Here is a 13,650-nt window from a genome sequence, read left to right as displayed (position 1 = left end):
TGAACCATGCGGCGATAACCACTCGGGCGTGTGCGCCCGGCCTGATCGTCGCCTCAACGGCAGAGGCGGGGATGAGGGTTGTCCGTACGCCGTCATAGGAAAGATTAGGGAGCGGTATGAGTTTCGTTGGGAAGATGCGGTCGATGGCCAAGGCCATGCCGCGCCGGATGGCGGTTGCGGCCGTTGCCGCGGCAGCGCTGCCCGGTCTTGTCGGTGTCGTCGGTGAAACGGCGACTGCAGGGGCTTTCTCGCGTCCCGGTCTGCCGGTTGAGTACCTGCAGGTTCCGTCCGCGGCCATGGGTCGCGACATCAAGATCCAGTTCCAGAGCGGCGGCGCGGGCTCGCCGGCCCTCTACATGCTCGACGGCCTGCGCGCGCAGGACGACTACAACGGCTGGGACATCAACACCGCCGCCTTCGAGTGGTACAACGGCTCGGGCATTTCGATGGTCATGCCGGTCGGCGGCCAGTCCAGCTTCTACAGCGACTGGTACAAGCCGGCTTGCGGCAAGGCCGGTTGCTCCACCTACAAGTGGGAGACCTTCCTGACCCAGGAGCTGCCCGCTTACCTGCAGGCCAACAAGTCGGTCAAGCCGACCGGTGGCGCTGCTGTCGGTCTGTCGATGGCCGGTTCGGCCGCGATGACCCTCGCCATCTACCACCCGCAGCAGTTCATCTACGCGGGCTCGATGTCGGGCTTCCTGAACTTGTCCGAGGGCTGGTGGCCGTTCCTGGTCAATATCTCGATGGGTGACGCCGGCGGCTACAAGGCCGACGACATGTGGGGCTCCACTGGCGACCCGAACAACGCCTGGAAGCGCAACGACCCGTTCGTCAACATCGGCACCCTGGTCGCCAACAACACCCGTCTGTGGGTCTACTGCGGCGACGGCAACCCGAGCGACCTGGGCGGCGACAACGTGCCGGCCAAGTTCCTGGAGGGCCTGACCATCCGCACCAACCGCACCTTCCAGCAGACCTACCTGGCTGCCGGTGGTACCAACGGTGTGTTCAACTTCCCCAACAGCGGCACCCACGACTGGGGCTACTGGGGCCAGCAGCTGCAGGCCATGAAGCCTGACCTGCAGCGTGTGCTGGGTGCTTCGGGCCAGGCGTAACAACCTGATCCCGAGGTAAATCCTCTGGCAACAACTCGCACTGGCGGCGGCGACCTTCACGGGTCGTCGCCGCCAGTCGTTTATGCCCTGACCGGCCCACACCGCGGCACCCCGTGGCAACGTTCCCTCCCGTTGTTCGGTCACCATCCGCCGAGGTGATGTGGTTCACTACAACGCGGGTTCAGGACGCTCGACGATCACGAACAGGTGAGGTTGGTTATGGGGCTGCAGGCAATGCGGGGGATGTTCCGGACGATGGCTGGGACGGCGGCGGCGGTTGTGCTCGCCGGCGGCCTGCTGACGGGTACCGGAACGGCCCGGGCCGCGGGCGTGGAGACGCTGATGGTGCCCTCGGCCGCGATGGGCCGGGACATCCCGGTGACGTTCCAGGCCGGCGGTCCGCACGCGGTGTATCTCCTCGACGCCTTCAACGCCGGCCCCGACGTGAGCAACTGGGTCACCGCGGGCAATGCCATGGGCACGCTGGCCGGTAAGGGCATCTCGGTCGTCGCACCGGCCGGCGGCGCGTTCAGCTTCTACACCAACTGGGAGCAGGACGGCAGCAAGCAGTGGGAGACATTCCTGAGCCAGGAGCTCCCGGACTATCTGGCCGCCACCAAGGGCCTGGCCCCCAACGGCCACGGCGTCGTCGGTGCGGCCCAGGGCGGCACCGCCGCGCTGGCCCTGGCCGAGTTCCACCCGGACCGGTTCCGTTTCGCGGGCTCGCTGTCGGGATTCCTGACCCCGTCGTCGACGACGTTCAACGGCGCCATCACCGCCGGGATGCGCGAGTTCGGCGGCGTGGACACCTACGGCATGTGGGGCGCCCCGCAGCTGGGCCGCTGGAAGTGGCACGACCCGGATGTGCACGTGAGCCTGCTGAACCAGAACAACACCCGGATCTGGGTGTTCAGCCCGTCGACGGTCACCTGCAGTGACCCGGCCGCGATGATCGGCTACTGCGACCAGGCGCAGGGCAGCAACCGCGCCTTCTACGCGCATTACCGCAGCGTGGGCGGCCACAACGGGCACTTCGACTTCCCCGACGGCCCGCAGCACGACTGGGGCAGCTGGAGCGGTCAGCTCGGTGCCATGTCGGGCGAACTGGTGAGCGTCATCCGCTAGCCCAACCGGAGTGATCTTGCCGACGGAAGGCGTCGGCGTGACCAGTCCGTGATGCCTGCTGACTAGATTCGGATGGCAACCGCTTGATTCAGCCCGCAGGAGACCTCACACCACATGGCCACCAACAATCGCCGCCGCCGCCATCGCATCCTCGCCATTGCCGCGGCGGGTGCGGTGGCACTGCTGGTCATCGTGGTCGCGTTCGCGATCGTGGTGTGGCTGCGTCAGCCCGGTGAGATCCCGGGGCCGACGCCGCCCTCGGCGCAGCCGCCGACGTCCGGTCCCAGCGCGAAGCCGTCCAAGCCGCGGCCGGCGTACCAGTCGGCCGACTGCCCCGATGTGCAGCTGATCTCGATCCCGGGCACCTGGGAGTCCTCACGGGCGCTCGACCCGCTGAACCCGACGCCGTCGTTCCCGATCGCGCTGCTGCTGAACGTCAGCAACCCGCTCGGCCAGCAGTTCGGTGCCGACCGGTTGGCGCAGTACACGGTGCCCTACACCGCGCAGTTCCATAACCCGCTGGCCGCGGACAACCAGATGTCGTACAACGACAGCCGCGAAGAGGGCAAGAAGAAGGCCGTCGAAGCCATCACGGACATCAACAACCGCTGCCCGCTGACGAGCTTCGTCATCATCGGCTTCTCACAGGGCGCGGTGATCGCCGGCGACATCGCCAGCGACATCGGCAACGGCCGCGGTCCCATCGACCAGGACCTCGTGCTCGGCGTGACGTTGATCGCCGACGGCCGGCGCCAGCCCAATGTCGGCAAGGACATCGGTCCGAACCCGCCGGGACAGGGCGCCGAGATCACGCTGCACGAACTGCCGCTCGGCATGCTCGGGCTGAACATGACGGGACCGCGCGTCGGCGGCTTCGGTGCGCTCAACGACCGGGTCAACGAGATCTGCGGAAAGGGCGACCTGATCTGCGCCGCGCCGACCGAGGCGTTCAACGTCGTCAACCTGCCCAGCACGCTCGCCACGCTGTCGGGCAGCGCCGCGGGACCGGTGCACGCGCTGTACAACACGACGCAGTTCTGGAGCCTTGACGGCCAGACCTCCACACAGTGGACGCTGAACTGGGCCAAGGACCTCGTCGACAACGCGCCGCACCCCAAACACGGCTGACATCGCTTGTTGGCTACTGGCGAGTACAAAACCGGCGGGGCGATTTGGCCTGCGAATTCGCGTCACCTAACATTAAGAGATAGCTAAGAGCACGGTCTTATCATTGACTGGGCATCTTGGGGTGGCATATCGCTACTGCCCGGTACCATTTGCCGGGATTTGGCGTGACTGGCCGCATACGACGTAACCAGCGCGGCAGGCTGTGAACAGGAGATTTTGATGGCGTTCCACAACCCGTTCGTCAAGAACGGGAAGATCACCTTCCCGGACGGCGCCGGCATCGTGAAGCACGTCGAGCGCTGGGCGAAGGTCCGTGGGGACCGGCTCGCGTTCCGGTTCCTGGACTTCTCCACGGAGCGTGACGGCGAGGCCAAAGACCTGACCTGGTCGCAGTTCAGCGCGCGCAACAAAGCCGTGGCCGCGCGGCTGCAGCAGGTGACCCAGGTGGGCGACCGCGTTGCAATCCTGTGCCCGCAGAACCTCGAGTACCTCGTGGCGTTCTACGGCGTCCTGTACTCCGGCCGCATCGCCGTGCCGCTGTTCGATCCGTCGGAGCCCGGCCACGTCGGCCGCCTGCACGCCGTGCTCGACGACTGCAAGCCGTCGGCCATCCTGACCACGACCGCCGCCGCCGAAGGCGTCCGCAAGTTCTTCCGCAGCCGCCCGGCCAATGAACGTCCGCGTGTCATCGCCGTCGACGCCGTGCCGGACGAGGTCGCCGTCACCTGGATCCCGTTCGACGACGTCGACGAGCACACCATCGCCTACCTGCAGTACACCTCGGGTTCGACCCGCATCCCGACGGGCGTGCAGATCACCCACCTGAACCTGGCCACCAACGTGGTGCAGGTCGTCGAGGCCCTCGAGGGCGAAGAGGGCGACCGCGGCCTGTCGTGGCTGCCGTTCTTCCACGACATGGGCCTGATCACCGCGCTGCTCGCGCCGATGATCGGCCACAGCTTCACGTTCATGACCCCGGCGGCCTTCGTGCGTCGGCCGGAGCGCTGGATCCGTGAGCTCGCCCGCAAGGAAGGCGACACCGGCGGCACCATCTCCGTGGCCCCGAACTTCGCGTTCGACCACGCCGCCGCCCGCGGCGTGCCCAAGGAGAAGATCGACCTCTCCAACGTCAAGGCCGTGCTGAACGGCAGCGAGCCGATCTCGGCGGCGACCGTGCGCCGGTTCAACGAGGCCTTCGGTCCGTTCGGCTTCCCCGCCAAGGCCATCAAGCCGTCCTACGGCTTGGCCGAGGCGACGCTCTTCGTGTCGACCACGCCGTCGGCCGACGAGCCGACCATCGTGTCGGTGGACCGCGACGCCCTCAACACCGGCACCTTCGTGGTGGTCCCGGACGACTCGCCCAAGGCTGTCGCCCAGGCCGGCGCCGGCAAGGTCGGTGTCGACGAATGGGCCGTCATCGTGGACGCCGAGACCGCCACCGAGCTGCCCGACGGCCAGATCGGCGAGATCTGGATCAGCGGCGCCAACATGGGCACCGGCTACTGGGGCAAGCGCGAGGAGACCGTCGAGACGTTCCAGAACACCCTCAAGTCGCGCACCAGCCCGTCGCACGCCGAGGGCGCGGCCGACGACGCCACCTGGGTGCGCACCGGCGACTACGGCGCCTACCACGACGGCGAGCTGTACATCACCGGCCGCGTCAAGGACCTGGTGATCATCGACGGCCGCAACCACTACCCGCAGGACCTCGAGTACTCGGCGCAGGAGGCCAGCAAGGCGCTGCGCGTCGGTTACGTCGCGGCGTTCTCGGTGCCGGCCAACCAGCTGCCCGACGAGGTCTTCGCCGACGCCCACTCGGGCCTCAAGCGCGATCCCGACGACAGCTCCGAGCAGCTGGTCATCGTCGCCGAGCGCGCCCCGGGCGCGCACAAGCTCGAACCGCAGCCGATCGTCGACGACATCCGGGCCGCCATCGCGGTCCGTCACGGCGTCACCGTGCGCGACGTGCTGCTGACCGCGGCCGGCGCCATCCCGCGCACCTCCAGCGGCAAGATCGGCCGCCGGGCCACCCGTGCGGCGTACCTGGACGGCACGCTGCGCAGCGGCAAGGTGGCCAACGCCTTCCCCGACGATCTGAACTGACCCACACCCGGCTCCCCTGTCCGGCGGCGAAAGTGAACAGTGAAAATGACTGACACCGAAGACAATTCGAACGAAATCGACACTTCGCCGCAGGAGGGGCAGGTTCCCGCTCGGGCTAACGGCATGTCCGTGCCGGAGATGCGGGAGTGGCTGCGCAACTGGGTGGCCAATGCCACCGGTCAGCCGGCGGACTCCATCAACGAGTCGGTGCCGATGGTCGAGCTAGGCCTGGCGTCGCGCGACGCGGTCGCCATGGCGTCCGACATCGAGGACCTCACCGGTGTCACGCTGACCGCCACGGTGGCGTTCCGGCACCCGACCATCGAGTCGCTGGCGCAGGTCATCGTCGAGGGCGAGCCCGAGGAAGACACGGACGCCGCGAACGCCGAGGACTGGTCCCGCGACGCCGACGACGACGCGATGAACATCGCGATCGTCGGCCTGGCCACCCGCTTCCCGGGTGACATGAACACGCCCGACGAGATGTGGCAGGCGCTGGTCGAAGGCCGCGACGCCATCACCGACCTGCCCGAGGGCCGCTGGGAAGAGTTCCTGTCCGAGCCCCGGATCGCCGAGCGCGTGGCCAAGGCCCGCACCCGCGGTGGCTACCTGTCGGACATCAAGGGCTTCGACGCCGAGTTCTTCGCGCTGGCCAAGATGGAAGCCGACAACATCGATCCGCAGCAGCGGATGGCGCTCGAATTGACCTGGGAGGCACTGGAGTTCGCCCGTATCCCGGCGTCGTCGCTGCGCGGCGAGTCGGTCGGCGTGTTCGTCGGCAGCTCGACCAACGACTACAGCTTCCTGTCGGTCTCCGACCCGTCGATCACGCACCCGTACGCCATCACCGGCACCGCGAGCTCCATCATCGCCAACCGGGTGTCGTACTTCTTCGACTTCCGCGGGCCGTCGATGGCCATCGACACCGCGTGTTCGTCGTCGCTGGTCGCGATCCACGAGGGCGTCAAGGCGCTGCGCTCGGGTGAAGCCGACGTCGTGCTCGCCGGTGGCGTCAACGCCCTGGTGACCCCGATGGTGACGGTCGGCTTCGACGAGGTCGGCGGCGTCCTGGCGCCGGACGGCCGCATCAAGTCGTTCAGCTCCGATGCCGACGGCTACGCCCGTTCCGAGGGTGGCGGCATGGTCGTGCTCAAGCGCGTCGCCGACGCCCGTCGCGACGGTGACGAGATCCTCGCGGTGATCGCCGGTTCGGCCATCAACCACGACGGCCGCTCCAACGGCATGCTGGCCCCCAACCCCGACGCGCAGGAAGCGGTGCTGCGCAAGGCCTACAAGGACGCCGGCATCGACCCCAAGACCGTCGACTACATCGAGGCGCACGGCACCGGCACCATCCTGGGTGACCCGATCGAGGCCGACGCACTCGGCCGCGTCGTGGGCCGTGGCCGCGCCGCCGACAAGCCGGCACTGCTGGGCGCCGTGAAATCCAATGTGGGACACCTGGAGTCGGCTGCCGGTGCGGCCAGCGTCGCGAAGATGACGCTGGCGCTGTACCACGACAAGCTGCCGGCATCGATCAACTACGCGGGCCCCAACCCGTACATCGACTTCGACAAGGAACACCTCAAGGTCAACGCCGAGCTGTCGGACTGGCCGCGTTACAGCGGTCACGCCATCGCCGGCGTCTCCGGTTTCGGTTTCGGCGGCGCCAACGCGCACATCGTCATGCGTCAGGTGCTGCCCAGCGACCTCGTCGAGCCGGAGCCGAAAGAGGTTGTGGCCGAGGAGAAGCCGTCGTCCGACGCGAACGCCGTCTACGTCGGTGGCGTCAAGATGGACGAGTACGGCGAGTTCATCGACGACGACAACGACACGCGTGGTGACGCCGAGTTCTACGGCTACGGGACCGACGATGAGCCCGAGCTCCCCGGCCTGACCGAGCGGGCGCTGGAGCTGATCGAGGCCGGCCGCGCCGAACTGGAGGCTGCCGAGCCGGTCAAGCGCATTGTCCCGCTTGCAGTTTCGGGATTCCTCACCTCGCGCAAGAAGTCGGCTGCCGCTGAGCTGGCGGACTGGATCGACAGCGAGGTGGGCCGGTCGTACTCGCTGGAGTCCATCGGTCGCTCGCTGTCGCGCCGCAACCACGGCCGTTCGCGCGCAGTGATTCTCGCGCACGACCACGATGAAGCGGTCAAGGGTCTGCGGGCTCTGGCCGAGGGCAAGCAGAGCCCGCTGGTGCTGGCCGCCGATGGCCCGGTCACCAACGGCCCGGTGTGGGTGCTCGCCGGTTTCGGTGCGCAGCACCGCAAGATGGGCAAGAGCCTGTACCTGAACGACCCGATCTTCGCGGAGTGGATCAACAAGGTCGACGCGCTCATCCAGGATGAGCGTGGCTACTCGGTCGTCGAGCTGATCCTCGACGATGCCATCGACTACACCAACGAGACCTGCGAATACCCGATCGAGGTCGTCCAGACCGTGATCTTCGCGCTGCAGATCGCGCTCGGTGAGCTGCTGAAGGCGCACGGCGCGAAACCCGGTGCGGTGGTTGGCCAGTCGCTCGGTGAAGCGGCCGCGGCCTACTTCTCCGGTGGCCTGTCGCTGGCCGACGCCACCCGCACGATCTGCTCGCGCGCCCACCTCATGGGTGAGGGCGAGGCCATGCTGTTCGGAGAGTACATCCGCCTGATGGCGCTCGTCGAGTACTCGGCCGAGGAGATCAAGACGGTCTTCGCCGACTTCCCGGGCCTCGAGGTGTGCGTCTACGCCGCCCCGACCCAGACCGTCATCGGCGGTCCGCCGGAGCAGGTCGACGCGATCATCGCCCGCGCCGAATCCGAGGGCAAGTTCGCCCGCAAGATGCAGACCAAGGGCGCCAGCCACACGCAGCAGATGGACCCGCTGCTCGGTGAGCTGTCCGCGGAAATCCAGGGCATCGAACCGCGCCCGCTGCAGACGGCCTACTACTCGACGGTGCACGAGGGTCAGCTGATCCGGGCCGGCGCGGAGCCGATCCACGATGTCGAGTACTGGAAGAAGGGGCTGCGCCACAGCGTCTACTTCACCCACGGCATCCGCAACGCCGTCGACAACGGGCACACCACCTTCCTCGAGCTCGCGCCGAACCCGGTGGCGCTCATGCAGGTTGGGCTCACCACGATGTCGGCCGGCCTGCATGACGGTCAGCTGATCCCGACCCTCGCCCGTAAGCAGGACGAGGTCGACTCGATGACCAACGCCATGGCCCAGCTGTTCGTGCACGGCCACGACCTCGACTTCCGGACGCTGTTCTCGCCGGCCGAGAACCCGGCCGTCGACTACGCGCCCATCCCGCCGACGCGCTTCAAGCGCAAGCCGCACTGGCTGGACGCGCACTTCACAGCCGACAGCTCGGCCATCGAGCCGGGCAGCCACGTCGCGACCCCGGACGGCCGGCACGTGTGGGAGTACGCCCCGCGCGGCGAGGTCGACGCCGCGGCGCTGGCCAAGCTGGTGAAAGCCGCTGCGGCGCAGGTGCTTCCGGATGCGGCGCTGACCGCTTACGAGCAGCGTGCCATCCCGGGTGAGGGCGCGCGCCTGGTCACCACGCTGACCCGGCACCCCGGTGGCGGCACGGTGCAGGTGCACGCCCGGATGGGCGAGTCCTTCACCCTGGTGTACGACGCCGTCGTCACCCGCGGTGGTGACGGTGCGGCGCTGCCGGTCGCCATGGGTGGTACGGCCCTGCCGGCCGCCGTCGGCGCATCGGTGGCCGAAACCGCCGCCGCCGCACCGGAACCCGAAGACGACGCCGCCATCCTGCAGGACAACCTGACCGCGGGCGCCGGCCTGGCCGCCGGTTTCAAGAAGTGGTCGCCGGATTCCGGCGAGACCGTCGCGGACCGGTTGGGTGCCATCGTCGGTGGCGCCATGGGCTACGAGCCCGAGGACCTGCCGTGGGAGGTTCCGCTGATCGAGCTGGGTCTGGACTCGCTGATGGCGGTCCGGATCAAGAACCGCGTCGAGTACGACTTCGACCTGCCGCCGATCCAGCTGACCGCGGTGCGTGACGCCAACCTGTACGCGGTGGAGAAGCTGATCCACTACGCCATCGAGCACCGCGACGAGGTCGGTCAGCTCGCCGAGGCGCAGAAGGGGCAGACGGCCGAGGAGATCGCCGCCGCGCAGGCCGAGTTGATGGGTGGCGCGACGACGGTCGCCGAGCTGGAGGCCAAGCTGGCCGAGGCCGGGCACCCGCTCGCCGACAAGGACGACGACAAGCCGGCGGCGGCCGAGATCGCCACGGACTCCGCTGTCGCGCTGGAGGTTCCGCCGCCCCCGACGAACCCAGCCGGCCCGGCGGCCGTCCCGCCGCCGCCGACCAACCCGTCGGGACCGGCTGGACCGAGCCAGGCGACCGCTGCTGCGGCTGCCGCCAAGGTCCTCACGCAGGAAGCGGTCACCGAGGCGCTCGGCGCCGACGTGCCGCCGCGCGATGCGGCTGAGCGCGTCACCTTCGCGACGTGGGCGATCGTCACCGGCAAGTCGCCGGGCGGCATCTTCAACGAACTGCCCGCCGTCGACGACGCGACCGCGACCAAGCTGTCCGAGCGGCTCTCCGAGCGCGCCGAGGGCATCGTGACGGTCGAGCAGGTGCGGACGGCCAAGACGATCGAAGAGCTGTCCACGATCGTGCGTGATCAGCTGGAAGACGGCGTGGTGGACGGCTTCGTCCGCACCCTGCGGGCACCGAAAGAAGGTGGGTCGCAGGTACCCCTGTTCGTCTTCCACCCGGCCGGTGGCTCGACGGTGGTCTACGAGCCGCTGTTGAAGCGCCTGCCCGAGGACATCCCGGTCTACGGCATCGAACGCGTCGAAGGCTCCATCGAGGAGCGCGCCGCCGAGTACGTGCCGAAGCTGCTGGAGATGCACAAGGGCCCGTTCGTGCTGGCCGGTTGGTCGCTGGGTGGGGCGCTGGCGTACGCGTGCGCCATCGGGCTCAAGCAGGCCGGTGCCGATGTGCAGTACGTCGGGTTGATCGACTGTGTGCGACCCGGCACGCCGATCGACAAGAGCCAGGCCGGTATGCGAGCCCGCTGGGATCGCTATGCCCGCTTCGCCGAGCGCACCTTCAACGTCGAGATTCCGGAGATTCCGTACGAGGAGCTGGAGAAGCTCGACGACGAGGGCCAGGTGAAGTTCGTTCTGGACATCGTCGCGCAGAGCGGCGTGCAGATCCCGGGCGGCATCATCGAGCACCAGCGCACGTCGTATCTCGACAACCGCGCGCTGGACACCATCGACATCCAGCCGTATGACGGCCACGTCGTGCTCTACATGGCGGACCGTTACCACGACGACGCGATCGTGTTCGAACCTGCGTACGCGACCCGTCAGCCCGACGGCGGTTGGGGTGAGTTCGCGCCCGATCTCGAGGTCGTGAATATCGGCGGCGAGCACATCCAGGCCATCGACGAGCCGTACATTGCCAAGGTCGGGGCGCACATGAGCCAGGCCATCAACCAGATCCAGGCCGGGAAGTAGTAGGAGAACCGTGACTGAAGTTACCGAACAGCGCAGCCCTGCCACGACGGCAGAGAAGCTCGCAGAGCTTCGCCGAAAGCTGGAGCTGGCGGCCGATCCCGGTGACGAGAAGGCCAAGGCGCGGCGCGACAAGAAGGGCATTCCGTCGGCCCGCGCCCGCATCCACGCGCTCGTCGACCCGGGCAGCTTCTTCGAGATCGGCGCGCTCGCCAAGACGCCGGGCGACCCGAACGCGCTGTACGGCGACGGTGTGGTGACCGGCCACGCCACCATCGACGGCCGTCCGGTCGCGGTGTTCAGCCATGACCAGACGGTGTTCCAGGGCTCGGTCGGCGAGATGTTCGGCCGCAAGGTCGCCAAGCTGATGGAGTGGGTGGCCATGGTCGGCTGCCCGATCATCGGCATCAACGACTCTGCCGGCGCCCGCATCCAGGACGCCGTCACCTCGCTGGCCTGGTACGCCGAGCTCGGCCGCCGCCACGAGATGCTGCGCGGCACGGTGCCGGAGATCTCGATCATCCTGGGCAAGTGCGCCGGTGGTGCGGTGTATTCGCCGATCCAGACCGACCTGTTGGTGGCCGTGCGCGACCAGGGCTACATGTTCATCACCGGCCCGGACGTCATCAAGGACGTCACCGGTGAGGACGTGACCTTCGACGAGCTCGGTGGCGCGGACGTCCAGGCGCAGCGCGGCAACATCCACAAGGTCGTCGAGGACGAGGCCGCCGCCTTCCAGTACGTCCGCGACTACCTGAGCTTCCTGCCCGCCAACACCTGGGACGATCCGCCGATCGTCAACCCGGGCCTCGAGCCCGAGCTGACGCCCAGCGACTTCGAGCTGGACAAGATCGTGCCGGACGCCGACAACGCCGGCTACGACATGATGGACATCCTGCTCCGCATGTTCGACGACGGCGACATCTTCGAGATCGCCGAACAGCGCGCTCCGGAGATGATCACCGCGTTCGCGCGGGTCGACGGCCGGCCGGTCGGCGTCATCGCCAACCAGCCGCTGTTCATGGCGGGTGCCATCGGCAACGAGGCCTCCGACAAGGCGGCCGGGTTCATCCGCTTCTGCGACTCCTTCAACCTGCCTTTGGTTTTCGTCGTCGACACCCCCGGCGCCCTGCCGGGTGTCGCCGAGGAGACGGGCGGCATCATCAAGCGCGGTGGCCGCTTCTTCAACGCCATCGTCGAGGCCGATGTGCCGAAGGTGACGTTCGTGATCCGCAAGGCCTACGGCGGTGGCTACGCCGTCATGGGCTCGAAGCAGCTGTCTGCCGACCTGAACTTCGCCTGGCCGACCGCGCGTATCGCGGTGATCGGTGCCCAGGGTGCGGCGCAGCTGCTGGTCAAGCGCTTCCCGGATCCGACGGCGCCCGAGGTGCAGAAGATCAAGGCGGACTTCATCGAGGGCTACAACGCCAACATGGCGATTCCGTGGACGGCGGCCGAACGTGGCTACATCGACGCGGTGATCCAGCCGCACGAGTCCCGGTTGCTGCTGCGCAAGTCGCTGAAGTTGTTGCGCGACAAGCAGAAGCACGACCGTATCGCGCGCAAGCACGGCCTGACGCCACTCTGATCTCTCGCGAGCTGACTCAAATGTCCCCCGGCACACGGTGTTTGGGGGACATTTGCGTCCGGCGGCCGATGTTTGCGGCGGGGCCATTGTGGGTAGTGCCAGATCGTCAGCGACGGTCGTCGCAGGATGACACTCTTCGTACCAAGGCGGTTGACGCATGGCATTGACGGAATCGCGTAGCGGGCAGGCTCGAAACGGCGAAGCGGTGACCGACACCGACGCCGGTGTGCTCCCGCCGGTCCCGGACCGAACGCGCCGCGCCTTCTGGTGGCTGGAGCGGTTCGCGCCGGCGATCGGGGCCCGCTGGGCCACCGAATTGTGGTGCACGGTGCCGGATGTCGACCTGAGCACCAAGATGCCGCCCGGTCTGCCGGACAGCACGCCACTGGAAGCGTCGTGGGACGGCCACCGCATCGCCGGGCAGTCGTGGGGCTCGGGTCCGCTCGTGTACCTGGTACACGGTTGGGGCGGGTGCCGGGCGCACATGGCGGTTTTCGTCAAACCCCTGGTCGCGGCGGGATATCGGGTCATCGCCTTCGACCTGCCCAGCCATCACGACTCCGAGCCGGGAGCGCTGGCGCCGGGCCGCACTACCATCGTCGAGTGCGCGGAGGCGGTACGGGCCGTCATCGCTCAGCACGGTCCGGCGCATGCCGTCATCGGTCATTCGCTGGGTGCGAAGTCGGCTGCGCTGGCTGCGGCGCGCGGTGCACAGACCGGGCGTTTGGTGTTCCTCGCGCCGATGGGCGACTTCACGTGGTACCTGGACGCCTTCGCTGAACGGCACAACTTCGGGCGGCGGATCCGGGATCGCCTGCACCGGCGTCTAGATAGACGGCTCGGAATGCCGCTGCTGGACACCGACATCACCGCGTCGGCCGTGCACGCCGGCGACCGGCCGCTGCTGCTCATCCACGACCCCGATGATCCGGACAGCCCGTATTCGTCCAGCACCGAGATCGCCGAGGCCTGGCCGGGCGCGCGCCTCGAGACCACGAAGGGTCTGGGCCGGCTCGCGCACTACCGGATTCTGCGGCACCGCCCGGCGATCACCGCGGGCGTCGATTTCATCGGAACACCCTAGATCGCTGCTGGATTCGCGGCTCT

The 13,650-nt window shown here is 68.0% G+C and carries 7 protein-coding genes; all 7 read left to right on the top strand.

Annotated elements, in window-relative coordinates; genetic code table 11:
• Positions 1-116: 116 nt before the first annotated feature.
• The 7 genes from ACJEIK_RS27720 to ACJEIK_RS27690 all read left to right on the top strand — a co-directional run bounded on the left by ACJEIK_RS27720 (position 117) and on the right by ACJEIK_RS27690 (position 13,627).
• Positions 117-1,118 carry an esterase family protein gene (locus tag ACJEIK_RS27720; RefSeq protein WP_061007001.1) on the top strand — a complete coding sequence of 334 codons (1,002 nt, stop codon included), beginning with the start codon at positions 117-119 and terminating at the stop codon, positions 1,116-1,118.
• 255 nt (positions 1,119-1,373) lie between these two features.
• On the top strand, positions 1,374-2,243 hold the full coding sequence (locus tag ACJEIK_RS27715) for an alpha/beta hydrolase-fold protein (protein ID WP_234785360.1): 870 nt from the start codon (positions 1,374-1,376) through the stop codon (positions 2,241-2,243).
• Between the two features lie 114 nt (positions 2,244-2,357).
• Positions 2,358-3,371, top strand: a complete 1,014-nt coding sequence (locus ACJEIK_RS27710) for a cutinase family protein (protein ID WP_409430667.1) — start codon at positions 2,358-2,360, stop codon at positions 3,369-3,371.
• A 219-nt stretch (positions 3,372-3,590) separates the two neighbouring features.
• Positions 3,591-5,474, top strand: coding sequence for a long-chain-fatty-acid--AMP ligase FadD32 (fadD32, locus tag ACJEIK_RS27705; protein WP_409430666.1), 1,884 nt, complete (start codon positions 3,591-3,593; stop codon positions 5,472-5,474).
• A 45-nt stretch (positions 5,475-5,519) separates the two neighbouring features.
• A complete protein-coding gene (pks13, locus tag ACJEIK_RS27700) occupies positions 5,520-10,958 on the top strand; it encodes a polyketide synthase Pks13 (protein WP_409430665.1) in 5,439 nt (1,812 codons plus the stop codon).
• A gap of 10 nt (positions 10,959-10,968) precedes the next feature.
• On the top strand, positions 10,969-12,543 hold the full coding sequence (locus tag ACJEIK_RS27695) for an acyl-CoA carboxylase subunit beta (protein WP_409430664.1): 1,575 nt from the start codon (positions 10,969-10,971) through the stop codon (positions 12,541-12,543).
• A gap of 157 nt (positions 12,544-12,700) precedes the next feature.
• Entirely contained in the window at positions 12,701-13,627 is a 927-nt protein-coding gene (locus ACJEIK_RS27690; RefSeq protein ID WP_061006997.1) for an alpha/beta fold hydrolase, read from the top strand.
• The last annotated feature ends 23 nt before the right edge of the window (positions 13,628-13,650 follow it).

This window comes from Mycobacterium sp. SMC-16, from assembly GCF_046250085.1.
Classification (GTDB): Bacteria; Actinomycetota; Actinomycetes; order Mycobacteriales; family Mycobacteriaceae; genus Mycobacterium; species Mycobacterium phocaicum.
The sequence above is the reverse complement of the archived record's forward strand: the minus strand, read 5'-3'. Positions and strand labels throughout refer to the sequence as shown.

What these genes read in the sequence shown, in the direction of transcription:
- ACJEIK_RS27715 (WP_234785360.1), top strand. Translation starts at nt 1,374, where the DNA reads ATGGCTGGGACGGCGGCGGCGGTTGTGCTCGCCGGCGGCCTGCTGACG.
- pks13 (WP_409430665.1), top strand. Translation starts at nt 5,520, where the DNA reads ATGACTGACACCGAAGACAATTCGAACGAAATCGACACTTCGCCGCAG.
- ACJEIK_RS27710 (WP_409430667.1), top strand. Translation starts at nt 2,358, where the DNA reads ATGGCCACCAACAATCGCCGCCGCCGCCATCGCATCCTCGCCATTGCC.
- ACJEIK_RS27720 (WP_061007001.1), top strand. Translation starts at nt 117, where the DNA reads ATGAGTTTCGTTGGGAAGATGCGGTCGATGGCCAAGGCCATGCCGCGC.
- ACJEIK_RS27690 (WP_061006997.1), top strand. Translation starts at nt 12,701, where the DNA reads ATGGCATTGACGGAATCGCGTAGCGGGCAGGCTCGAAACGGCGAAGCG.
- fadD32 (WP_409430666.1), top strand. Translation starts at nt 3,591, where the DNA reads ATGGCGTTCCACAACCCGTTCGTCAAGAACGGGAAGATCACCTTCCCG.